We start from the raw sequence: 24711 nt of genomic DNA on the forward strand, positions 1-24711 counted from the left end.
CAGTGTTTAGATCACAGCGCTGGATCCCGTGGACAAGCCACGGGACGTAGGTTTGGTGGTGAGAGCTGCTAATAACGTTTATTTTAGCTTTTTGTAAAGGATTAACAATTTTTGCTTTTGTAGAGCTTAACAATTTTTGCAAAAATAAAAACTTCAGCCCACGCTACGTCCCGCGACTTGTTCGCGGGATCCAGTGTTTAGAGTACAATACTGAATCCCGTGGACAAGCCACGGGATATTGGCTTGGTGGTAAGAGATTTTTATCGGGTTTTGATTCTAATCTGTTGTAGTGTAACGAGTTTAAATTTGGTCGTAATAAACCTAGTTAAATAATCTTTTTTTTAAAATTTATTAGTTAGCTATAAAAATTTAAATTCATTATTGGATTAAATTATTCATTATTCATGATAAAGGAAATTCGGCCGTCTGGTTCAACAAACGAGCGATAGACATTCTCTATTGTAATTTCTCCTTGTTGGACACGTAGAGCTTGCAATATATCTGCAACCGTCAGTTTAGTTTTCTGTAAGTTTCCCTCTATATATTTGCCATCTTTAACAACTACAGTTTCATTACCTCGAATACAGCGCTCAAACCAATGAAATTTAAAAGAAATAAAAAGCAAGCCGCGATGAATAATAACGATTATACCAGTTGATATCAAAGAGGATATTAGCGGTAAAGTGCCAACAATAGACGCTCCTAATACAGCACCAATAACAATAGTAATAATTAAGTCCAGTGGAGAATATTTTCCCAGCAGCCGTGAAGAGCCTGCTCTAAATAAAAATAAGGCATATAACGTAACTATAGCAGTACGAAAATAAAGCTCAAAATTTAAAATATCAATAAGTTTCATGAATTTACTTATAAAATTTAATTATTTAATAACCTATTGTACTTATAATATTTAAATTTGATCAAATTTGAAGCTTGCTGACTAAAAAGAGCCGGTAAAAATGGTAGTAACTGCTAATTGGTAATAGACTAAAAAATAGCATATTATTTAATCAATATGATATTTAATATATCCATTTTAAATAATCCTTCAATAGCGATATGATTATCGCTCTATAAAGTAGACAATATAAATGACTAATTTAAACCCTAAAAAAATAGTGGTTGTTGGTGGAGGTGCAGGCGGACTTGAGTTAATAGTTAGGTTATCTAAGCTTGCCCATAAAACGCCTCTTGAAATTACGTTAATAGATAAACAGTTAAAACACCTCTGGAAACCTCTATTGCATGAAGTTGCCTCAGGAACTTATTCTGTTTATCAAGATGAAATTGATTATATTTCTTATGCTTATCAAATAGGATTTAAATTTGCACTTGGTGATTTACAAGAAATTAATCAAGAAAATAAATTTGTGACCGTTAAACTACCTTCAGTGGAGGCAAAAAGGCTACCCTATAATGAGCGCAAAATTGACTATGATATTCTTATATTATCCACTGGTAGTCAGGTAAATGATTTTAATATTCCAGGCGTCAAAGAGTATTGTTTATTATTGGATGACTTGGCGAACGCGGAGTTATTTCATCAAAAAATTATCGATAGTATCATTTTAAAAAACCAAAGCGATAGCAAGGCTAAGATTAAAGTAAGTATTATTGGTGGAGGCGCAACAGGTGTAGAATTAGCCGCTGAGTTAGCTTATACACTATCTAAAGCTTTTAAGTATTTACAAAACAGTGCTGAACCTGTTGAAAATTTACCCTTTCAGATTACGCTGATTGAATCAGATAGCCGCCTGTTGAACATGATGCCAGAGCGTATTTCTACAAGTGTTACGCAACACTTAATTAAAAGTAATATTGAAGTCTTAACTAATACTAAAGTCATTAAGGTCACAGAGCTTGGGCTTGAGACGAATAATCAACAAACTATTGATTCTTCTATAACAGTTTGGGCTGCGGGCGTTAAAGTAACTAATTTACTACATACTCATTCGCTAGAGCTAAATAGTATTAACCAATTTGTAGTAGATGATAAATTACAAACAACTCGCGATAAGAATATTTTTGCTTTTGGGGATTGTGCTAGTTGTCCGCAGGTAGATAAGGAAGGAAAGCTTTCTTTTGTACCGCCAAGAGCTCAAGCTGCACATCAACAGGCTAGAATTCTTGCAAAATCAATTAGCAATTTAATTAATGGTAAGCCTTTATTACCCTATATTTATAAAGATTATGGCTCTTTAATAAGTTTAAGTCATCGTCAAGCAGTAGGCGTGTTAATGGGTCGGGCCACAAAAACATTTTATCTAGAAGGTAAGTTAGCTCGACTTACTTATTGGTTACTTTATAAAAAACATCTTTTAGTTTTAAAAGGTGTCAGATATGTTGTTTTAAGTGCTTTAATCGATTTTTTATTAAGAAAAAGGCGACCTGAGGTTAAACTTCACTAAATCTTAGAGGCTACTCATCTCATCTGAATGGGTTTTATATGATAAACCTGGTAGCGCTTAATAAAGCGTACTGTTAAAAAATCAAATGATTTACTACAACAGTACTCAATGAATTTTTTCTGATTTAGAAATAAACAGTTTCCAAATTACTGTATTCAACTAAACTATTTTTAGTATTAAAATTAAATAAATAGTAAAATTATTAATCAATTTATGAATTTAAAAAAAGTTTTGGAACTCTTAGAGTCAGATAAAGCGCCAGAAGGATTAACGCTCCGTGTTTGTCTAATTAGAGTTGAAGCCGTAAGAGAGCTTGCGGATGCTTTAGCGAAGGCGCCAAAAGGATTGACACTTGACCTTCGCTACAATGCTATTAGAGATGCAGGCGCAAGATACCTTGCGCATGTATTAGGATTAGGTAAAGTACCAGAAGGATTAACGCTTAAACTTGAATCTAATAGGATTAGCGATGCAGACGCGAATGCCTTTGCAGATGCTTTAAAGTCAGGTAATGTGCCAAAAGGATTGACACTTGACCTTCGCTACAATCCTATTAGTAATGTAGGCGCAAAAGTCCTTGCGGATGCGTTAGGGTTAGGTAAAGCACCAGAAGGATTAACGCTTAACTTTAAATTTACTAACATTGACCATACAGGTGTAAAACACTTTGCGGATGCTTTAAAGAAGTCGCCGAAAGGGTTAACGCTTGGTTTTCAATGTAATCCTATTGGCGATGCAGGCGCAATATTCCTTGCAGAGGCGCTAGGATTAGGTAAAGCACCAGAAGGATTAACGCTTAACCTTCAATCTACTCAGATTAGCCCTAAAGGTATAAAAGCCTTTGTAGATGCTTTAAAATCGGGTAAGTTTCCAAAAGGATTAACGCTTAACTTTCGCGACAATCCTGTTAGCGATGCAGACGCAATAGACCTTGCAGAGGCTTGTGCTTATCAAAATCATTTTAACCATAAACAAATAACATTGATTGGCATAGAGCAATCTATTTTAGATGAAGCTAAAAAAAAGTTAATTATTAAAATTCAAACCGTGAGTTTATCAATTAAGCATCAACCACAAGGAACTTTGAGTCCAGAAGGTAAGGCTATACTTTGTCATTATCTTCTTCCTAGAATAATATTCTTTGCTATACACCTCGAGCAAACAGAATTTGATCAACCTACTAAATCTCAAAAAGCTTTAAAATCTAATAGCAGATTTAGCTTGCCAGCAAGCAACACGCTCTCTCCGGCAACGTTGAAAAGACCTAATGATGGAGACATTGACGAGCAAAAAGATTACAAAATCTTAAAAAAATAGTTTAAGTAGTGCCTTAAGAACAATCATGAAACAAGGTGAGCAATCGATTTACTTACCAATAAAAATATTATGAGAGCTAACGTTCTGTTTCAAGCAAGTGTATTGATATTGCTTAACTGGAAATTACCTTTTGCAATAGATCTAAGCCTTTTTTAGGACTCTTTTCCCGTCCTACGTCTTTTTATCAAAACCGTGGATTAGCTAGCCTTTTTACATTGTCATTTTTATCAAAGATGGTTTTATTGTAAAAAGTAATTTACTAAAAATTAAAAAAATATAGAGTCATTTGTAATGACCAAAGAGAGATGAAATAATAAAGTTGATAAGTTAATACTTAAACTTGATTTATTTAAAGTGGCAAGCCAGTATAATTTTGTTTCATACATGGCTGGAATAGGAATAATTCTCGTTTATCTATATCAATCCTGTTATTTATAACGTATCGTAAATGGGTTACAAGGAGGTAGTCCACCTATGAAAACTAACTATTTTTTTGGTGTTTCGGCTGATGGCTTCCATCGAATTGCCTATACTGAATGGGGACAGCCTAGATCAGAAAAACCTGTTATATTTTGTGTTCATGGGCTTCTTCGTAACCGACATGATTTCGATGCATTAGCTAATTTTTTAAGTCTACAAGAGCGCCATATATTTTGTCCTGATATTGTAGGTCGTGGCGATAGTGACTGGTTTAAAAATCCACAGCATTATACTTTTGCTCAATACATTGCTGATATGACCTCTCTTATTGCTAGGTCAAGCGCTATAGAAATTGATTGGATTGGCACTTCAATGGGTGGGTTAATTGGGATGATGATGGCAGCATTACCTAATTCTCCTATTCGCCGTTTGGTATTAAATGATGTTGGTCCACAAATTCCAATTCAGGGCTTACGACGCTTAGCTAAATATACAGGTACACGTGCTGTATTTTCCAATAAAGAGGAAGCAAAACGATATTATAAAACTATCTATGCAGGTTTTGGTGATTTAAGTGAGTCACAATGGCTTGAACTTACAGAGAATAGCATTAGGCTGCAGTCTGATGGCAAATACACTGCCAAATGTGATCCTAATATTACCCATAATAAAACTCTCAAACAATTTGTATGGGAACTAGTTCGTCACCCTCAAAAGACCTTGGAAGGAGTCTTGTTTGATGTTGATTTATGGTCCATATGGCGTCAAGTCAAATGTCCAGTTCTTATTATTCATGGCCGCCATTCTGATATTTTGTTATCTGAACATATTACTAAAATGCAAGAAATTCATCCGCATACCGAGTTGCTAGAAATAGAAAATGCAGGCCATGCCCCAGCACTATTGGAGTTAGCAGAGCAGGAAAAAATTAAGACGTGGTTACAAGAGTAACTACTAGCTTTAAAAGCAAGCGAACGTTAAGGCGCAGATGAGTTTAAACAGGTGAATTTCTGAATTATTCTTTTCACCTGAATTATAGGATTCCTAGCGGCAAACCTTGAGAATTGTTAAAATCATTTGGTTTAATAAGGAAAATATTATGATGACTAATAATGATGCAAATAAATTTGCATTTGATTCATTTGTAACCGCATTTGCGCCTGGAAATGAAACTATGCTTGACCAATATTTCTCACCTGACCTTATACTTTTTAATCATTCTGTGTCAAAACAATTTGATTTAAATGACTTAAAATCCCGCCTACCTAACATACATAAAAAGTATGCCGATTTAAAAAGTGAAATAAAGGATATTATTATAGAGAATGACCGTATCGCATTTCATGTCAAACAAAATGCATTCTCTGTTCCAGATAATGAGCATGTTAACTTAGATGTTATGAACTTCTATAAATTGTTTAATGGCAAAGTTAAAGAATGGCAAATGTGGGTTAATCAAATCAAGGCAGACTAAACAAGTTTAAATGCCTGACAAGGTAATGAATATCTTAACTCTAAAACTGGCTACAAATATATAAAACCAGCAAAGTAATTTTTTAGATTTATATCTAAATTTATAGGTTTTGATTGTTAAGACTAAGTAAAAATTAAATGAGTAGCATAATTCAACAACCTAGTTATTTTAAAATAGATGTAACTATAAGAGTTAATGGGTATGTATTATGGGAGCTATTAAACCTTTTTCAGTTGGTAAAGCTGGTAAAGACAGTAATCAGTCGTTGTCATCAGGCCAGCTAATACAAAAATTAATCAAAGAAGCAGAAAAGAAAGAAGCGGCGATAGAAGCTATGCGAAGTCGTTGTAAAATATGCTTTAGAGAGATTTCACCAAGAAGAGTCTGTGGCGGACACGGAGGTGGTGGCGGAAGCGGTGGTGGCGGTGAAAGTTCTACTAATTCTGCAAAAGAAACCACAAGTTTAACTAGTGATAAATCATTAGCAAGTCAACCAGTTCATGAAAGGAGTTGGGATGATTTTGTAGATTTTCCTAAAATAGACGATAACTTGGATATGGCATTAAATGAAGAATCATTTAATCCAAACATTATTGCAGATTTACTCAATGCAAATTTATTAGTTATCGACAATAATCGCGACGCAAATACACTAACTATTAAATTGCAATGTCAGCCAGATTCATTAACTGCAGAGCAAAGGCTTGCATTAAAAAAATTTATTAATGCGATTTTGAAAGAATTTCATGAATTTAAAAAAGAACATCATATTCCTAATGAATGTTTAAATATTGTTCAAGATAATAAAGGAAATATTTATGCATTAAGCATCAAATTGCCTACGCAAGCTTTGCATGATGCTTTTATTCATAGGTTGGCGCTTAATTTGTTACCTAGCCCAACGCTTAAATCATACGCCACTAAAGAGGCTGAACATCCTACAATAGCTACGGCACCTAATCCTTTATCGATTAAACTCACCCCAACCACTAAAAAAATAACTAAGACTTCTGAAGAAGAAATAGAGTGTGAAAATGTTGAGCAAGATAAACTTACAATAGCTGAAAGTGAGCAACAAAAAATTTTTCACCCCTCGCCACTAGATATAGACTTAAAATTTAAGTAATTTTTACATTTTTACTAAATCAGGTGTAGATAGGGCCTTAGACTGATATTAGTATCTCTACTTTCATCGCTCAGAGCAAAGAATCAAAGCTTAAAAAATTGTGCAGCTATGAAAATTCGCTTACTTCTTGAAAGTAGTCCCTATATTAATTTTATAAGTTCCTTAATAAATCCTTAATATTGTATTGTTAATTTGACAAACTTTGTTTAATAAGTTTGTATTTAATTAATATTTAAGTTATGGCTTATCATCCAGTTAGTTATAGTTTTCCTTCATTTGATCAAACTAAAGATAATAGATACAAAAAATTTGTACGTGAAATTACGGGAAATCCTGAAAATTTTCGACCTGAACCTTTTGAAAAGAAACTTAATACATTTTATCCTGCTTGTGAAGTAAGCACTCCAATAACAGTAGAAACCTTGTTGGATTTATTCCAAACCAATTTTATTGTAGCCGAAAATCACCTTGACCGTGCCTCTAAGAATTTTTTAATTAAAATTATGGCAAAATTAAAAGCAGCAGGCTTTACCACCCTATTTTTGGAGCATTTGTATTATGATGATCAAGAAGAGCTAGATGATTATGATCCTACTTCTTTAAGTAAGGCCGAGGTAAATAAAAAAGTAGAAAACCGCCTAGCTAATTTAGATAATGAATTTTGGATTTCTGCTAAGGGCAAAAGGGAGCATAATAGCGATTGTCATTGTGAAAAGTGTTATTTAGCTGGCAATAATTTTTCAGAGTTAGTAAAAACGGCGAAACAATATGGTATAAGAATAGTGGGCATAGACACTGAATATACCTATTCCGAACAGTATAATGATAATCATATGGAATATGCTTATGGTGGACCAACAGGAATACTTAAAGATAAATTTCGTCTTAAAAGTATGAATTATACCGCTGCCAAAATTATCGAGAAGGAAGTAAAAGAGCATCCTGGTAAGTGGTTTGCCTTAATGGGCTGTTTACATTGTTATTCTGCAGAAGATTTTTCGGGTGTTCCGCAACTAACAGGCGCAAAAACGGTACTTGTTGATTCGGAATCAAACTTAAATGAAATCAAACTTAGTTTTAATGGCGCTTGTGAGGTAAAGGTTAAAAAATCTTTCTGGAATAATGATAAAAAAATAATCCAAGTTCCTTACGCTATAAAAATTGAAGTTCCTAAAAATCAGTCAATAGCAGCTATTGCAGGAATGATTTCAGGTCAAAAGGTGCAGCCAGAAGTCATCGATTACACTGTGGTAGATAATAAAAACGAAGAATATAAAAAATTTAATAATGATAAAGATAACGTCAAAGCAGCCGATACTCCTAACACTTCTGATATATTAGCAGCAGTTAGTAAAAGGCTACTAAGCCTGCAAGAAGCCGAACCTGAAGTTACTATTGATGCAGAAAATGTTAATGGACAAAACAAAGAAAAAGATAACAAACAGGAATTACTTAAAGAATTTCAAAGACGCACTCAGGCACAAATTAAGCGGCTAGATACTCTTCCCAAGCTATCTAATAATCCTGCTGCTCTTCAGAAAAAAAGAATTTTAGAGTCGGCAAAAACAATATTGGAGAATAAGAATTTAAGTTTTAATGATCGGTTCACAAAACTTAGGGAAATCATTCAACACCATCAGGCTATTCTAACCAAGCCGCATAGTTCTATTCCACAAGACATTCTGAAAGGCTTGCTCGTATTTGTTGCTTCCATTTGCTTTTTTATTCCGGGAGTTTTACTTGGAATACATTTTTTTAGCCCGAAGCGATTGACCACTACCGAGGAGCAAATAGTAAAACCTTTGAATGAATTTAAATAATATTCTTTATCTCGATAAGGTTACTCAACAAGCGGCAAGACTAGTAAATGAGCCGCGCCTGGCTGGCTTAACCAGTAGTCTTTATGATAAGTAAAATTTAGCTTTTTACTGTATTTTTTAATTCAGCAAGTTCTAAAATTATTCCATCCGGTCCTGCAAAATAAATTAGCTTTCTATCATTAAAATCCAATATATTGCTCAGTATTTTAACATCATTGTGTTGTAACTTTTTAATTAATTCCTCAATATCATCTACAGCAAAGCATAAGTGATTATAGCCGTATTTATCGAGTCGATTAATGTAGGAATCCTTTTTCGGTATTGGATTATAAAAATGTAAAAGTTGAATCTCAAAATGAGGTTCTGCTTCTTTATTATTGTGATACAGAACTAAAGTGATATGATCTGCTTTTATATTCGGAATATTCATATATTTCGCAAAGGGCTCATCTTCAATAATTGTTGCATGTGTTTTAATAAAACCTAATAAGTTGAAGAATTTAATAGCCGCAGGCAAATCACTAACTACGACAGTGATGTGATCAGCATTTTTAATCATTTTATATTCCTTATAAAACGGTAAGCAAATTAGAGTTAATATAATTTATAGCTTATTTAGGTAGGGTAAGCGTTTAGCGATTTGCAAAACTTAGTTATTAATTTGGCTAAATAATGAAATAGAAGCATTTCTTCCCTCAAATTATAGTAAAAATATTCTATTAGACCAATTTTTTAATAATAGAGTTGTCTTTTATTGGCCTCTATATTTTTTTACTATACAATCCAGAAAAAATTTTAATTAATTTAAACAATATGTCTAAAAAAGATCTTTTAAGTAACATGGATAAGGTAGTTGACGCTGTCAATCAATTTAATTCTATAAAGAAAGAGGTTGAAGATGAGTTAAGTATCATTACTTCTATTAATTATGGAGATTATAAAGACAGGTGGGAACAAAATAATAAAATTCATAATTCTATAATGAAAATTATTGCGCTTAAAATAAAAATTCAACAAGGGTTAAATGAATTTATAGCCACATTAGATAAAATAACCACAGAAGGTGAAATAGACGAAACAGAAGCTGTTTACGCTGCTTATAAAAAGTTAGTGAATAATTTAGATTACACCAAAACTTTCTTAGAGACAGTACGTAATAATACTATTAAGGGCACGTCGGTTGACTTTAAAACTTCTAATTTAACTAAAGAACAAAAAAAAGAAAAAATTAATTCTTTTATGTTGAGTAATATTAGTATGCAGGTTTTAGGCGGCTTTATAAGTGTAATAGGCATTAGCGCTATTGTCTTCGCCTTTATAGCGCTTAATGCTGCAACTTTTGGTATTTCAGGCTTAATAGTAGCAGGTGGCGGAGTTGTCGCAACGCTTATAGGAATAGGTTTATTTAAAACGGGTGTACTTAAGCAAAAAATAGCAGATGGATTGCTTAATAAGGAGCCGTTAAATTTCTCAAATAATTTAGCCTAAAGTGTCACCTACTCATCCACTGATAAATTAATGAATGCTCTGGATTGGGAAGAATTGACACATAAATTGAAATGGTGGTTGGGAAGAAAACTTTAAATACGAATTCATTTAAGAGTATTCCTATACAGCAACTTTTAAATGAAACTGATCAGGGAATTGAAAAATAACTTATATAAAAAGCACCTGCCTTATTAAGTGAGCTTTTTGAATGCTTTTATCAGAATGCGACCCACCAATATAAGATATTTTCCTTGCATCAAATGTAGTAGATTACTTTAATAAAAACAAGCACCACAAAGGTCTTGAATTTGGGCGTTAATTTTAAATTGGTAGGGTTGAATGAAATTTTTTTTATTCTATTCCCAACAATTCTATTCGAATGCCTGATGCTGTAAATCTTTAAAAGATGGTCGCGTGCAACAGATGGAGCTTTTTCAAACACTGATTGAATCGATTGGTACCGATAAAGGTTATTACTTCAAAGAGAATGGAAAACTAGCACTAGATTTTAGGATAAAGGCAGTCGCTATACAAAAACCTAGTAGGAAGCTAAAAGATGCCTTGGGTAATCCTATTTCACAAAAACCTCTTGAGTTATTCAAGAATCGCAGGGTAGGTATCGGGCCTATTAGTCATCTAAAAAAATATTAGCAGATGGGATGATCTCGCATGAAATCTGACAAACCCACAGATTATTCAGGATATTGCTCTATGTTGAGATTTAAGCTTAGACAAATGATACGATATTTAACCAGACAGGTTGCGGTGGTCATGTAACGTAATTATTCACAGCATAAAAGAAGCTCCAATCACCAAAGTCCACTATAAATAGTTTTAATTATGAATAATAATTACTCACAAAAATATATTTTATTTCACGACACCAATACGTTATTCACAAATTCTGTGGATAAGGTTGTGTAATATTTCCCAGAGAGTAGATGTTAACTTAGCTAATTAGGGTCAGGGCTTCAAGCTAGATAATAGTAAATTGAGCCATAAAATAAACATGAATTTTAGCACATTAATTATTTTATTAAACTCCATTCAATTTTTTAAAGGTCAATGGAAATACCTTTACTGGGCCATTGATGAGTTTGGTCATACCATTAATTTTATCTATCGCATCGGCGTAATGTAAAGTCTGCCAAGCGTTTTCTGAAAAAATTAATAAAGAACAATCCAACCTGTGATTTCAACATCATCAATACAGACAAGAATTCAGCGTATACTCAGGCTATTAAAGAGCTAAAACGAGAAAATCGGTTATCTCAGTATGTTGCGCATCACCAAATTAAGTATTGCAATAACCGCCTGGAGTCTCATCAGGGCAAGCTTAAACAGATTATTAATTCCGTGAAAGAGTTTCATTCCATGAAAACCGCCTACGTTACCACTAAAGAGTTTAAAGTGATGCACATGTTTAGAAAAGGGCAATTTGATGAGTGGATGTATGAAACGAATGAGATTTCTTTTATCAACAAACAATTTGGCTTTACAGTTGAGATCTAGCAAAATTTAAGATTTTTTAAGTTTAACATTTTTTGCAGCGGAGCCAAATTTTTTGTAACAGTCCTCCAAAATCACGATATAATCCATTAAATAACTGGCAAAAAAGAATTGTTACTAGCTACAGTAGGCGTATAGTCTTTCCACGAATTACTGCTATATTCAAAATATTGTATTTGAATAATATTATTTTTATCACTTTTAAATTTAAATTTCGTTTTGTTCTTATGATGCTCTCCATTCACACTTTTCTTTCCACTGACCTTATCCACTTCAACTTCATCCAACCTTGCAATAACTGTAGCCTCAATATTAAGTTTTGCTAATTTGATGCAAAAACGAGAGGCAAATGATTGTTCAGGGCTAATGAGATTTTTAGATGAGCCAGCTGCAAAACAATTAAGTAAATTTATTACCCACTCTTTTTGATTAAATCCTTCTAAAAGAGATGCCAAATAAATTGCTGCTTCCTCAGGAGATTTATTACTATCTAATGTTATCGTCATATTTTCGCTTCCGTGTGCATCAATAGTAATTTTTTGCGGCTTCAATTCGGTGATTATACCTCGTAACTTTGATTTATCCACTTGCGAACTAGTATTAAATAATAAAGGAGAATAATGGCGTCTTTTTTTATTTCTTAATTCACTATCATCAAATTCAGTAAAATTAATGATGAGTTCACGTTTAAGGAAAACGCTATTTTTTTCGATAAAATAGATACATCTGTATAATAAGTCCTTATTTAGTGAGCAAGGTAAATTTGTTTCAATCCAATTAAATAGCTGATTTGTAGTCTTGAATTGTTGAGCAGAATCCAAAACTTGTTTTTTTAATTTATTTACATTGGGAAGAGATATAATATTAAATTCTTTATATAAAAAAGAATAGTTTACTATCTTCTTTATTAACTTCATTATGTTCTTAACTTCATCAGCTTCTGTACTCTCACTTTTCCAGTGTTCAATAAATATTTTAAACAGAAAAAGAGATATATTTTGAGTAAAATATTTATCAAATTGTGCGAAATCTGATTCCTCTCTCCCAACTAATTCTAAAGTAATAAGCTTGTATTTATTAGCAATTTTTTTAAATTCAATCTTTGTATTATTAGTATTTATTTTTGCCATGTATAAAGCATACCAAGCATATATCGTATAGTAAGAATATTCATCATTATTAGTATTTCGTAATTCTTCCATTAAATCTGCTAAATAAAAGTAACATTGTGATCTGATTATATTAGTCTCCAGCTCATCATTTATGATTTTTTCAAATTCAGTAACACCTTTTTGAAAAGTAAAAAGATCTATATTATTTAAATTAGAAAATTGGCATTTAAACCGATAAAAAAGACATTCCGCTCTTAAGTTTTCTGCTTCTTCACTTTTCTCGGTAACAGCAAGAGCATAAGCATTAGAAATTGTTAAAATTTCGGTTATAGTATCATCTGAAAGAGGAGTTTTATGAGTTTGGTTTAGCATTGTACGAGCATAATTAAAGTTTTTAAGAATAACTGTCTTATTACCTATAATTTCTTGGACTGCACTTACTATGCTAGTGTATTTTTTATTATTATTTGATTTATCTTCAATAACGTATCCATTAAGATCAGAAGGAATAATTAGTGTTTTTCTTTGCACTTTTCGAGCATTTAAATAGGTAAGTTGTATCTTATTATTATCTGATTCCTGAAGAATCACACATTTATTGGAAGCTTCTTGGCAACAAATAATTTCTTTTGCTTCATAATTATCAATATTGTGTAAATAATTACAAACTTCTTCAAGATTATTAGAAGATCCATTAAACCAATAAGAGAAAACAGGCGAAACCATTTTACTACCTTTTTCTTAATAAATATTGATCAAATTTTATAATAATTAAAAAATTTGATCAATAAAATTTCAATTATTCTATTTTCAGCCAAATTGCCTTTAAATACCTGTTACTGAAGGAAAGAGACGGGTAGTATTGCAAAAATAAGAAGGTAGTATACTTATTAACCTGGCCCTGAATTATAACAAAGTTATTATGATCATATACTACTAGGTGTAAAACAGGTCACACTGCGAAGTCATCTCGGCAAATTTACCTCTAGATGGCCAAGGGATGGTGAAGCCCTTAACTTATGATGCCATGAAAACGGTCTGGACTACCGAGGAGGCAGGTAAAGTGGCTTGGGGGCGGCGTATGACAGGCTCATGACAGATCATCTGGACATAATTGCTAGGTCAAAAATTACCGATACTATAGAAAATAATTTTCCCCAAGACAGCTTGGAAGGGAATCAAATAATAGAAGCTGAGCCAGAATTAACATCAGAGTCTTTTGTTTCTTCGTTGGCTCCCACGTCAGTGACACCCTACAATTTCTTTAAAGTACAGCTCAGCTTAAAAAGAAAACTACCTACTAAAGGAAACACAGCAATGCCTCTTAATGCCGTAGCTACTATAATATTCTCTACAAACTCAGTAAGCGAAGCTGCTGAAGAATTAGAAACAACACCTGAGTTGTTGATAACCTCATTATTAGAAGCCACTAACATCGATTATGAAGATATAAAAAGTCAAACTGAAAAATATAAAGCACTCTATTTGAAGGTCATGCTATGGCAATCACGCGAGCAGGCAATCCATCTAAATTATTAATTTTTAGTGGCATAATATAAATGGTATATCGGCCATTAGGCACGTGGTTAAGTTCTAAGTTTTCAACAATAAGAATATCATTAGCTAATAAAGCTTTATGTACGGGTAAGTCTTCAAACTCATATTTATCAACGCTAATATAATCGATTCCGACAATTTTTATTCCTTTTTTTAGTAACTCTTCTGCAGCGTCAGGTTCAATATAAACATAATTTTTTGTAAAGGTTGAGTTTTTTGAAAGTTTAGAGTTTGCGGTTTTAAAAAAAACAAAATCATTAGTTAAAATTGGTTGATTCTTAACAAAAGTTTTTGTAATAGAAATTTCATTATCAGGAACTTGTATGATTAATCCCTTACCAATTAATCTATCAATTAAAAAATCATTACTTGTTTTTCCTTCTCTAATGACATGAGCAGGAAAATCAATATGTGTGCCTGTATGGTTTCCTAAATAGATTTTATTTAGATGAAAAAACGCGCCTTGTTCTAATGAACTTACATTTTCAAGGTGATAAGTTGGGTCGCCTGGGAAGGTAACTAATTGCTCAGAGATAGTAACACTAAGATCATAACATTGCTTTTGCTTAGCTAATTTCCGATTTTTAAATTTATCATTATTTGAGTGCATTTTTTTTGCAGGCAAAATATTACTCCATTAAATGATTTTAAATTACTCTATACGTGTAATTTTTAATTAAAAACAAGTAATTATTTTCTAAACTCCTTTATGAATAATGGAATCCCCTTCATTCCATAAAACAGTTTGTTTAATTTCTTTAATTTTCCAGTTCTTAGATTTCTTAGTTAATTTAAAATTATAAATAACATGAGAATTAAAATAGCTGCCTTCCTTATCTCTTCTGTAGATTATAGCGCTTAGTCGACAGTAAGCCTCGTTTCGATGATAATCAATCTCTAAATTGGAAAAAAAATGTTGCGTATAAAGGTTGTTTAATACCTCTGCTCGTGAATTAACATATTCCGCTTTAGAATAAGTCTTAATTTCACCTCGTAAATCTTGATAATTGCATACAATATTATCAGCTAAAGTATCTTCTACTCCCTGCCAATCTTTTACATCAAAACTAGTTGCAAATTTAAATAGTAAGTTAGAAATAGCGCGCATCACCTTCCCCGTAATCAATACGGGAAGTTAAATTACAGAACATAAGTATGATGTACAAGAGTTTATTGACTTTAAAGGGTTAACATGAATATTATTTTATTAGCAGGCGCTCCCGGTAGTGGTAAAAGTACTCAAGGGGCTGCTTTAATGGCAATGCATACTAAATTTAAACATCTATCTTTAGGCGAAGTAGTTCGTCAATATCTAGAGAATCCAGAACATCCAATTACTAAGGAATATAAAGAATTTATAAGTCAGGGTAATTTATTGCCTGACGAAGTCATTAAAAAAATTTTAATAGAAGAGTTAGCAAAAATAGCAGATAAAGACAGTATAGTTTTGCTGGATGGGTATCCACGTACATTGCCGCAATATAACGATTTCTTAAAAGAATGGGGTAAGCCTGCGGGGTTAATTCATTTAGAGGTAAGTGAAGAAACATTAAATGAGCGAATGTTAAAACGTGCTGATTCTCGTTCGGATGATAACCAACTAGCTATTAAAAAACGTTACAATTTTTATCAAAATATAACTCAACCTTTACTCAATCAAATTAAAAAAGAATTAGGTAAAAAGGCTATTACCATTAAGACAGACGAATCCATTCAAGCTACTAGTATTTATCTTTATAGCGCATTACAACGCTTAGATTCAATTCATGAAATCTTACAACAAGAAAACTTATTACCTTTAAAGCAAGAAGAAACTGATACACACTTAAAACCAATTGGACTGACAGCAATGCTTTCCCAATGGTGGAAAACGGGTATAGAATACAGCACCATTAGAGCAATACAAACGCATTATCAAACAAAAAATTTTTCCTTTTCTTTTTTTAATAAAAACGTTATTTATCTTGAAACGCCAAATGAAGTCAAAAAAGTATTAGAAGGGAAGAGTCATTTAGGCCATGTATATAAGCATTTCTCTACTGCAGCTGAGCTCAAATATGATTTTGTAGCAACTGAGACAAATAACGAACAGGCTTATAAAACTGAAAGTGATAAAGTGAATTATTGGAAGCTAATTCATAATGGCCTAGGACAAACTATTAAAAATGATCGAAAGAATATAGAAAATTTAATTGATAGGCATTTGAAGAAAACATTATTTGCTGAAAAAAAATTTATTTTAGATATTACGTTTGATAATTTTTTTTGTGGTTTTTGGGCAGAATATCTCTTTGGTAAAGCTTGCTCCTTAGAGACCTATCAAAAAAATAGAAATCAACTTTTATCAGCTATGAAACAATGCTTTTATACTAATTATTATAAGAGCATTGACCCAATCGGTATAACTTCTTGGTTATATCATTATCCAGTTAATAATCAGTTACAAGAGGTTAAAAATAACCTTAAAAATTTTATTATTCATGCCACGCCTGATGCCATGGTTAGCCGTTTTGCAAAAACACTAAATAAAATTAATTTAAAAGAAAAACTAAATTTAAGTGAAGAAAAAATTAATGAGATTATTGCTGATTGTGTATTTGATCTCATAATTGAGCCTGATTTTCTTGAAAATGTAATGTATGAAGCATTAGCCTTTGCAGTGAAGGAAAATGCTGATTTGCATGATCCAATAGTACGTATGAAAGTTTATAAACAAGGACTTCAGCAAGGCTATCTCTTTCCCATTCGTACTCGTGTATTAGATGAATCTATAGTGCTGCCAGATGGAAGTCAGCTTTCTGCAGGAAGTATGGTGTGTTTAAACTTAAAACAAGCAGGGCTTTATCATTCCGCTGGCGCGAGACGTTGTGTAGGCCAAGCTTATACTTATTTTTTTCGTGAGCACTTTTTTAATTGTCTTTCGTCTATTGAGTTTAAAGTCAAGCAAGTTACAGAGCCTTTAGAAAGACATGCTAGTAATGAAAATGTTCCTAATTCTTCTGAGCGCTATCAAGTAAGTTGGCATCTAAAAAGGAATGAGGCAATGCGCCATATGGCTTCCCATGATTATAAGGGAAATAAATTTTTTGATGTCTTAAGCTTACATCAAGATGCCAATTTAAATACGTTAATGGTTAAACAGCTTACCTTTAAAATTCGTCACTATTTAGAAAAAAATAATTTAGATTGGCAAGATGTGGTTATTGCCGCCCCTGAAGTTCGTGGTTTACCAATAGCGGCACAAGTTGCTAATCGCTTACAGTTGCCCTTGTACACTATACGTAAAAAAGGCGGCTACAAAATCCCTGAGGAATTACTTTATTTAGAAAGTTTTAAAAAAGGATATGGGGATACAGATACAGTTGAATTACCTATTGAAAAGGTGAAAGCTTTAACAGGAAAAAAAATTATTTTTCTTGATGATGGTATAGCTAGCGGTGGCAGTGCAAATGCTTGTATAAAATTGCTAGAAAGGCAAGTTGAGGAGAAAGAACCAGCTAAAGTGATACTAGTACTTGCGTTACTACAACATGACTATGTAAAAAATTCAGGAAAATTGTCTGAGCACCGCTTAGTGAAAACATTATTTGATTGTCATAGTGAGAAGACGGCGCAAAAAATTATAGATAAGGAGCAGATGGAAAGTTATCGTATATAAAAATTATCTTCAATCGCTAGTTTTATTTTTATGCTTATGTCTGTGGTAAATATCAGGGTAATGAGAATGAGAGTGGGTAATTGATTGATGGTGATGAGGATGAGCATGTGGTTCTTTCCCATCCCAAGGAAAATCATGGGCATGCTGATGAATATTGTCATGAGTATGAATATGATGATGAAATAAGCATTCATGCGTATGTATATGTTCATGGTTTTCCGTTAAATGTAGCCAGACTCCTATCGCCATTAATATAGCTGCAATCCAGAATAAATTAGAGATTGTACTATCAAAAAAGATAATTGCTATTGCTGCTCCAATGAATGGGGCGACTGAAAAATAAGCACTTGCTCTTGCTGTTCCTAAATTTCGTAAAGCTAATACAAATAGCACTAAACTAATACCATAACTTAGAAAACCAATTAATAAAGCATAACTTATTTGTATCCAACTGGGTAAAGCGGCATGCAATATAAAAGCAAGGAAAATATTTGTGGTACCTGCTACTAAGCCCTTAATGAGTACAATAAATAAGGGGTCAGCTGCTGAGATTTTTCTTGTTAAATTATTATCAATTGCCCAGCATAAACAAGCTAGCGCGATAGTTACAGACCCAACCCAATGTTGACTGAATTGCTTAGGCCAAGCTAAAAGAACGCCGCCGGCTACAATAAGTAACATGCCAAATAAAATTCGTATATCTGTATTTTCTTTAAAGAAGATCCAGGCTAATAATGCTGTGAATACAGTCTCTAAGTTAAGTAGCAATGAGGCTGTTGCAGCACTAGTTTTTACCAACCCTAACATTAATAAAACAGGCCCCAGTATACCGCCAAATATAATAGTACCTAGTAGCCATATCCACTCTGTATTAAACAGACCAGAGGCTTGCCACCCTCTATTTTTGATTAATCGAAAAATGAGTAAACCGATCCCACTTCCTAGGTATAATAGTCCCGCTAATAAGATAGGTGAAATATTTCCTAACAACAATTTAGCAAAAGGCGTACTTGCCCCAAATAAAATAGCAGCTGAAATTGCTATTATAATATTAGAAGGTAAGGCTAACTTAGGCATAGTAGTAATTTGTTAATACATTATATTAAGTTTATTTTATATATGTATTAATACCAACATCGATCTAAATAAATTAAATAATGAATAGACCGCTAATAATTAAGGCTGCTAGGAATAAAATTAGAAAAAGTTATCTAACACAAGGCCAAATAATAAAAAATTAGTAATACTGCATAATTATAGTGAGTGATAGTTGACATTAGTAGTTATTTCTAATAAAAATTATTACGTTGTATGAAAAATTTAACTTCATTCATAAGGAGGTTAGTATGGCTAGTACATCGGGAGGCAGTAAAAAAGCAGGACAGCAAAATATGAGCGCGAAAGACCAAAAAGGTGGAAAATCTGCTGATCATAAAAAATCATCTTCACATCAAAGCATGAGTGAAAAGGGCCAAAAGGGCGGACGTAAGTAGCAATAGGTTTTAATTCTTATAGCTTGCTTAAGCCTATGTAATAGCTTTTCTTGCTTAAGCAAGTTAATTATACATAGTATAAAAAATAAATAGCATGGTTTTTCTTATTTTATTCAAATTTATGCCAAAAAATCTTTAAAGTTAGCTAATGTTCAAATGAATACTTGGGCTAAATTTCTTAAGAAGAAGACGCAAGAATTAGGCGGAATTATCCTTGATACATCTAAAAACAATGTATCGAATTTAGCACACCAACTTAAAGAGTTGATTAGCAATTATTAAGTAATCAAAGTGTGCTATTTGAATTTAGTAAATCTCTAAGTAAATATGTTTTAGTGGCATTACCAGTTAGCCTAGGTAACGCCACTAAATTATGGCAAAGTTGTTAAGGATTTATTACAGTCTGCCACTGTCCATTTAAGAAAAATGGTTGTGTCCATTGAACACGTAATTGTTCGTTTTTGTTATTAATCGTTGTGGCAGATTTATTAGTTTGCACCGTAATGGAATGATTACTACTATCAATTTTTTTAATAGTAATTAAATTGCTACGTTGATAATTGATAAAAGGTGGTAAGATTATTTCAACATTAGCACCTTGAGCGTCAACATCGATATCGCAGTCATTAGGATTAATAACATAATGATTAATCTCATTACCATGAATTACCGTACGTGTACAATGATTTACCGATGATACTAGGAGCTCATCCGCTTTATATTTGTTACTTCCAGCAAGGCGATTTAAAAACTCAGCGAGATCGCCACTATACCCACATAAATTAATACGTATAAAATTATCAGTAGCGCCCATGGTATTGCCATTATCAACTGACACATTTAAGGTTTTAAGAAGAATATCTTTAGCTGCTATTTGTTGAGCTTCTGGAGTATTTAGCTTTGCAAAAAAAGTAGGGCTCCCTTCAATACTTACGACTTCTGTTCCTGGAAAACGCTTAAGCATTTCAGTGGTAACAAGCTTATGCCGTTTAGCAATTGTCTGAAAGGCATCAGTGCGCATAGATTGCCCTGCATCAGGAAGGGCTGTAATCGCAGACATAAGGTTTAAGGCATCAGCAACGCCTGGGGTGCTACCTCCTACTGTTAGTTTCCAGATATAGGAAAAGTAATTATGGAAAATACTTGCTGCATAGGAATCTGTCATAGGAAACCACATATAGCCAAGGCGAAAGCCGGGTCTCCCAAGCGCTTTAGAAACCGAGTTGAAAGCAAATATGTGCTTACCTTCATTTCTTGCTTTAGTAAGCCAATCAATATTTTCTTTAATATAGCCTGTACCATTACTACCATAGGTCGGTGAAGCGAAAACAAAATCGGCGATGATAATTTTTGCTTGAGTATAAGGTTGGCGAAATTTCCCGTCTGGGTTATTAGGTGACGTGACAAATTCAACTACTGTTTCGTTTGGACCCGGCTTAATTTCACTGGGATCATTAAAACCTTGAAACCGCGCATTAGAGTAAGGTCTGTAAGAGACTGCATGTTCGTGAAATGAATAAAAAGGAATTTTTTCCACAAAGAGAAAGTTTTTTTGCGGTTCTGTCGTTGCAATAGCATAGACTAGCGCAAAAAGCATTTGCAGTGAGCCATTAGATAAAGAAAAAATAGGTTTCGATTCATTAGGATTAATAAATAACTCTTGGTTATTTAGGCGTTTATGATAAGTACGAAGCGCTTGATCAACATCATTAAAGAACGCTTCACTGGAATTTATTAATAGGCTTTTTTCTCCAGGTTGACCCAAATAGACCGAGCTGTCATAAACATGAATTTTAGGAGGATTAAGTAGTCCATAACGTTGATACAATTCAGTAAATATGGGCGTTTCATTCGGGCGAAGGTAAAGTAAAGGTTCAAAAGCCTTAGCACTTGTGAAAGTACTAAAAAATAAAAATAATATTATACAGAACTTAGATAATGTTGTAGTAAATATTTTCGGTAAGCTATCAAAAAATGTTGTTTTCATAAAATTCCTTTTAGCTATTAATTCATTGTCCCTCAAGTGAACTTACGCATAAATAGGTTGCAACAAACTTAATATTATAGGTTAGAATTCACAAAATTTTGGTAAGACTATTGCGTAAGATTTTTAAGTTTTAATCATGCCATCATCTTTATAAAGGTGAACATAATTCAACTAAGGTACCATCAGGGCAACGGACATAAGATACAGTTTGCCCCCAAGGTTTTACAGATGGCTCTTTAATAGATTCAGCCCCTACGGCAACAGCATGCTCATGTGCTTCAACAACTGTATCTGTGATTAGGGCAATTTCAATGCCTAAAGGTATTGAAGAGGTATCTGAGGCTACATAATCAGTAGAAAGATTATTTAATCCTAATTCATGAGATGCAAAAGCTAATACTGTTGCCCCTGTATCTAATTCTCCATAACCTGATTCATGAAAAAAACGTGTTTCTAAGCCAAAGGCTTTTTGAAAAAAAGCTAAAGATGCTTTTACATCTTTAACATAAATGATAGTGTAGCCAAATTTCATAGCTTTCCTAACCCTAAATAAAATGAGTATATTGAATTAATTTCAGTATTTAAAGCGTATAGCAGTTTAATATTTTCTACCGCTCTTTATGGTGGCCTTGTAATTTAGCATTTAGTTAAGAACCATGGATTTCATGGGCAAGCGGTGAGATATTAATTTATTAAAAGAGGGTTTAATAGGTTTTCAATTTTATTCTATTTAACTAACTTAGTCGCAATAGAAATGGTAATTTTAGCTACCTATCAGGTCTTAGCTAAGGGAGAAATTTAAACTAAATTAATTATTCTTCTATAGTAATAAATTTAGCAGCAAGGATAAGAGAAATGCCAACGCTAAAAGTAAATAATCTTAATATGTATTATGAGCAAACCGGTAAAGGTCCTGATGTAGTATTTATTTCTGGCTTATCAGCTGATCATACCATGTGGGATTTAACTTATTTTAAAGATAGCTTTCGTGTACTGACTTTTGATAATCGGGGCGCTGGCCAAACTGATGTACCAGAGGTTGCTTATGGGATGGATGCATTTATAGAGGATACGGTAGCGCTTTGCCAAGAGTTGGGTATAAAAAAAGCTCATTTTGTTGGTCATTCTATGGGAGGACATATAGTTCAATATCTTGCAGCAAATTATCGAGAATTAGTTAATAAGGCGGTTATTGCATGTAGTGAGCAGGTATTCTCCACCATTTCTTATTTAGCCACTAATATGCAGGTTGCCCTACGTCAGTATAATATTCCCAAAAAATTACTTATTGAAAATTATTTACCTGTGCTCTTTTCTATGTCTTATTTAAAGGAGCAAAAAAATAGAGATAACTTTGTCCAAAGTGTTTTAAATAATCCTTACCCGCAAACAAACAAAGGATATATTGGCCAAGTAGAAGCTATTCGTAATCATGATACAACTCATCTTCTAGCTAAAATTAAAAGCCCTTCTTTAGTGATTGGGTGTGAGGAAGACTTATTAACACCCTATGAAAATTCTATTTTTTTAGCCAACCATATTCCACATGCCAGATTAGCAACTATTAAAAATTGCGGTCATGCGCCTTTTATTGAAAATCCCAATGAATTTTTTAAACTAATAGCTAGTTTTTTAAGCGAAGAGTAGTTAACAAATAAGAATTAATTAGAAAACTCTAATTTAGTTAAGCTTAACAAAATAAATATTTTTATTAATACTACTAATTTAAAACAGTGGAATTTTTAGCCTTAAGATGAGTATTAGCGCTAAAAACTGTCTCTACCCGCAGTTTGACTATGAAAGTTATTTAAATTAAACCTATTGACAAAATATTGTGATTCCTGTAAATTAGTCATTATATACAAATTTTGTACATTTTTATGAATATTTGCACTTATCTACCAACGTTAAAATTAAAAAACAGCTTAAAGCAAAACTACTTTAGCTTTTTTTATTTTAGCTATTTTAGCCCTAGGCTGGGTGGGTAGATAAAATTTATCAACACTCTAACCCCCCAGCATAGCTCGGGGGTTTTTTTTGGTACCCAAAATCCCCAAAGCCTGCCAGAGGAGGTTGGATTAACCAAGAGGAGTGTAATTTATGTTACTCATTCAATCTGGCTTACAACCTGATACTAGCGGCTTTTTAAGTATCTACATTGGTATATATCGATTAAAGGAAATTATTCAGCATTTACCTCCTAGTTTAGCTAAAATTCGGAGGATGGTATGAGTTACACAGTTATTAAAAAATTACCCACTCCTGAAGAAATTGTTAAAGCTTTTCCCTTAACCTCCGCAGCCCAAGAAAAAATTAAGCGCAACAGAGAAGAAATAAAAGCAATTTTATCTGGTCAAGATAAACGCTTACTTATGATTGTTGGACCTTGCTCTGCTTGGCCAAAAGAAGCTGTATTAACTTACGCGAAGCAGCTTCTTAGATTAAACAATAAAGTGCAGCATGCTTTGAAATTGGTGATGCGAGTATATATTCAAAAACCCCGAACGACTAAAGGTTGGACAGGTCCTGTTAATCAACCTGATCTTTTCGCAGCTCCAGACATAGAAGAAGGCGTTAAATATGCCCGTAATATGATGCTTAGGGTAGTTGAAATGGGATTACCTATAGCTGATGAGGCATTATTTACGCATAATGCTAAAGGATTTTTAGAATTGCTTTCATGGGTTGCCATAGGCGCTCGCAGTACTGAAGATCAAGAGCATCGCATTTTTGCATCAGCCTTAGATTGTCCTGTAGGTCTAAAAAATCCTACCCATGGTTCTTTAGCAATTAGTGTAAATAGTATTATTGCAGCTCAACATTCACATGTTGCTGTTTTTGACGGTCATGAAGTGCAAACACATGGCAATACCCATGCTCATTTAGTATTACGGGGGACAAATAATGTGCCAAACTATTCGGTTAAGCACCTTGATGAAGTAAAGCAGCATATGGAAAAACATCAAATCAAGAACCCCTCCATTATTATAGATGCGAGCCACGATAACTGTTTAGTCCAAGGGAAAAAAGATCACCGCCTTCAGCCAGAAATTATTCTAAGTGTTATTAAACAATTTAAAAAGCGACCTGATTTAAGGCATCTTATTAAAGGCTTTATGATGGAAAGCTTTATAAAAGATGGTAGACAGAATGTAGATTTAAATAATCCTGCAGCACTTGATTTAAGTGGTCTATCAATCACTGACCCTTGCTTAAGTTGGGAAGAAACAGAAGCATTTCTCTTAGAATTAGCAGGTAGGCATGTTTTATGAGAACACTTTGTTATAGTGCTTTTAATTATAAATTTTGTAGTCAAGTTAGAGCAGTATATGCATATGGGAG

23 protein-coding genes are annotated in these 24711 nt (G+C 33.1%); 15 read left to right on the forward strand and 8 right to left on the reverse strand.

Annotation, left to right across the window (positions count from 1 at the left end):
- Positions 1-391 precede the first annotated feature (391 nt).
- Positions 392-859 (reverse strand): DUF421 domain-containing protein, encoded by a 468-nt coding sequence (locus tag ACNVED_RS05610; protein WP_419420771.1) that lies wholly within the window; start codon positions 857-859, stop codon positions 392-394.
- Between the two features lie 232 nt (positions 860-1091).
- Between ACNVED_RS05610 and ACNVED_RS05615 the strand changes: the two genes are divergently transcribed.
- The 6 genes from ACNVED_RS05615 (at position 1092) to ACNVED_RS05640 (ending at position 8565) form a co-directional block, all read left to right on the forward strand.
- On the forward strand, positions 1092-2408 hold the full coding sequence (locus tag ACNVED_RS05615) for an NAD(P)/FAD-dependent oxidoreductase (protein ID WP_419420772.1): 1317 nt from the start codon (positions 1092-1094) through the stop codon (positions 2406-2408).
- Positions 2409-2621: 213 nt separating this feature from the next.
- Positions 2622-3725 (forward strand): hypothetical protein, encoded by a 1104-nt coding sequence (locus tag ACNVED_RS05620; protein WP_419420773.1) that lies wholly within the window; start codon positions 2622-2624, stop codon positions 3723-3725.
- 474 nt (positions 3726-4199) lie between these two features.
- Positions 4200-5096, forward strand: a complete 897-nt coding sequence (locus ACNVED_RS05625; protein ID WP_419420774.1) for an alpha/beta fold hydrolase — start codon at positions 4200-4202, stop codon at positions 5094-5096.
- Between the two features lie 148 nt (positions 5097-5244).
- The gene (locus ACNVED_RS05630; RefSeq protein ID WP_419420775.1) at positions 5245-5619 is read left to right on the forward strand and encodes a nuclear transport factor 2 family protein; all 375 of its coding nucleotides are present in this window, start codon (positions 5245-5247) and stop codon (positions 5617-5619) included.
- Between the two features lie 208 nt (positions 5620-5827).
- Positions 5828-6745, forward strand: coding sequence for a hypothetical protein (locus tag ACNVED_RS05635; protein ID WP_419420776.1), 918 nt, complete (start codon positions 5828-5830; stop codon positions 6743-6745).
- A 239-nt stretch (positions 6746-6984) separates the two neighbouring features.
- The gene (locus ACNVED_RS05640; RefSeq protein WP_419420777.1) at positions 6985-8565 is read left to right on the forward strand and encodes a membrane-targeted effector domain-containing toxin; all 1581 of its coding nucleotides are present in this window, start codon (positions 6985-6987) and stop codon (positions 8563-8565) included.
- Positions 8566-8662: 97 nt separating this feature from the next.
- Here the strand turns inward: ACNVED_RS05640 and ACNVED_RS05645 are convergent, their stop codons facing one another.
- Complete coding sequence (locus tag ACNVED_RS05645) at positions 8663-9124, reverse strand: VOC family protein (protein WP_419420778.1); 462 nt, start codon at positions 9122-9124, stop codon at positions 8663-8665.
- 254 nt (positions 9125-9378) lie between these two features.
- On the opposite strand from ACNVED_RS05645, the gene ACNVED_RS05650 reads away from it, so the two are divergent.
- From ACNVED_RS05650 to ACNVED_RS05660, 3 genes are all read left to right on the forward strand, one after another.
- The gene (locus ACNVED_RS05650; RefSeq protein WP_419420779.1) at positions 9379-10053 is read left to right on the forward strand and encodes a hypothetical protein; all 675 of its coding nucleotides are present in this window, start codon (positions 9379-9381) and stop codon (positions 10051-10053) included.
- Between the two features lie 414 nt (positions 10054-10467).
- Positions 10468-10704, forward strand: coding sequence for a hypothetical protein (locus ACNVED_RS05655; RefSeq protein WP_419420780.1), 237 nt, complete (start codon positions 10468-10470; stop codon positions 10702-10704).
- Positions 10705-11223: 519 nt separating this feature from the next.
- On the forward strand, positions 11224-11565 hold the full coding sequence (locus tag ACNVED_RS05660) for a DDE-type integrase/transposase/recombinase (protein ID WP_419421151.1): 342 nt from the start codon (positions 11224-11226) through the stop codon (positions 11563-11565).
- 86 nt (positions 11566-11651) lie between these two features.
- Here the strand turns inward: ACNVED_RS05660 and ACNVED_RS05665 are convergent, their stop codons facing one another.
- On the reverse strand, positions 11652-13400 hold the full coding sequence (locus ACNVED_RS05665; protein WP_419420781.1) for a hypothetical protein: 1749 nt from the start codon (positions 13398-13400) through the stop codon (positions 11652-11654).
- A gap of 366 nt (positions 13401-13766) precedes the next feature.
- Between ACNVED_RS05665 and ACNVED_RS05670 the strand changes: the two genes are divergently transcribed.
- Complete coding sequence (locus ACNVED_RS05670) at positions 13767-14213, forward strand: hypothetical protein (RefSeq protein ID WP_419420782.1); 447 nt, start codon at positions 13767-13769, stop codon at positions 14211-14213.
- Here ACNVED_RS05670 and ACNVED_RS05675 read toward each other — a convergent pair.
- Together ACNVED_RS05675 and ACNVED_RS05680 are read right to left on the reverse strand one after the other, a co-directional pair.
- Positions 14167-14856: a cyclase family protein gene (locus ACNVED_RS05675; protein WP_419420783.1), complete on the reverse strand. Its 690-nt coding sequence runs from the start codon at positions 14854-14856 to the stop codon at positions 14167-14169. The two genes, ACNVED_RS05670 and ACNVED_RS05675, sit on opposite strands and share 47 nt — an antisense overlap.
- 72 nt (positions 14857-14928) lie before the next feature.
- Positions 14929-15339, reverse strand: coding sequence for a nuclear transport factor 2 family protein (locus ACNVED_RS05680; protein WP_419420784.1), 411 nt, complete (start codon positions 15337-15339; stop codon positions 14929-14931).
- An 84-nt stretch (positions 15340-15423) separates the two neighbouring features.
- Here ACNVED_RS05680 and ACNVED_RS05685 point away from each other — a divergent pair, with 84 nt between their 5' ends.
- Entirely contained in the window at positions 15424-17889 is a 2466-nt protein-coding gene (locus ACNVED_RS05685; RefSeq protein ID WP_419420785.1) for a nucleoside monophosphate kinase, read from the forward strand.
- Positions 17890-17898: 9 nt separating this feature from the next.
- Here ACNVED_RS05685 and ACNVED_RS05690 read toward each other — a convergent pair whose 3' ends face one another.
- Positions 17899-18966, reverse strand: coding sequence for a DMT family transporter (locus tag ACNVED_RS05690; RefSeq protein ID WP_419420786.1), 1068 nt, complete (start codon positions 18964-18966; stop codon positions 17899-17901).
- Positions 18967-19235: 269 nt separating this feature from the next.
- On the opposite strand from ACNVED_RS05690, the gene ACNVED_RS05695 reads away from it, so the two are divergent.
- Complete coding sequence (locus ACNVED_RS05695) at positions 19236-19382, forward strand: hypothetical protein (protein WP_419420787.1); 147 nt, start codon at positions 19236-19238, stop codon at positions 19380-19382.
- 385 nt (positions 19383-19767) lie between these two features.
- Here ACNVED_RS05695 and ACNVED_RS05700 read toward each other — a convergent pair whose 3' ends face one another.
- Together ACNVED_RS05700 and ACNVED_RS05705 are read right to left on the reverse strand one after the other, a co-directional pair.
- Positions 19768-21369, reverse strand: a complete 1602-nt coding sequence (locus ACNVED_RS05700) for an aminotransferase class I/II-fold pyridoxal phosphate-dependent enzyme (RefSeq protein ID WP_419420788.1) — start codon at positions 21367-21369, stop codon at positions 19768-19770.
- A 148-nt stretch (positions 21370-21517) separates the two neighbouring features.
- The gene (locus tag ACNVED_RS05705) at positions 21518-21901 is read right to left on the reverse strand and encodes a VOC family protein (protein ID WP_419420789.1); all 384 of its coding nucleotides are present in this window, start codon (positions 21899-21901) and stop codon (positions 21518-21520) included.
- Between the two features lie 323 nt (positions 21902-22224).
- On the opposite strand from ACNVED_RS05705, the gene ACNVED_RS05710 reads away from it, so the two are divergent.
- The 3 genes from ACNVED_RS05710 to ACNVED_RS05720 all read left to right on the forward strand — a co-directional run bounded on the left by ACNVED_RS05710 (position 22225) and on the right by ACNVED_RS05720 (position 24641).
- Entirely contained in the window at positions 22225-23016 is a 792-nt protein-coding gene (locus tag ACNVED_RS05710; RefSeq protein WP_419420790.1) for an alpha/beta fold hydrolase, read from the forward strand.
- A 453-nt stretch (positions 23017-23469) separates the two neighbouring features.
- Positions 23470-23601: a hypothetical protein gene (locus ACNVED_RS05715; RefSeq protein ID WP_419420791.1), complete on the forward strand. Its 132-nt coding sequence runs from the start codon at positions 23470-23472 to the stop codon at positions 23599-23601.
- A complete protein-coding gene (locus ACNVED_RS05720; protein ID WP_419420792.1) occupies positions 23598-24641 on the forward strand; it encodes a 3-deoxy-7-phosphoheptulonate synthase in 1044 nt (347 codons plus the stop codon). The genes ACNVED_RS05715 and ACNVED_RS05720 overlap by 4 nt, the downstream gene beginning before the upstream one ends.
- Positions 24642-24711: the final 70 nt, after the last annotated feature.

Origin of the sequence: Legionella sp. D16C41, from assembly GCF_048541585.1 — a bacterium.
GTDB lineage: Bacteria > Pseudomonadota > Gammaproteobacteria > Legionellales > Legionellaceae > Legionella_C.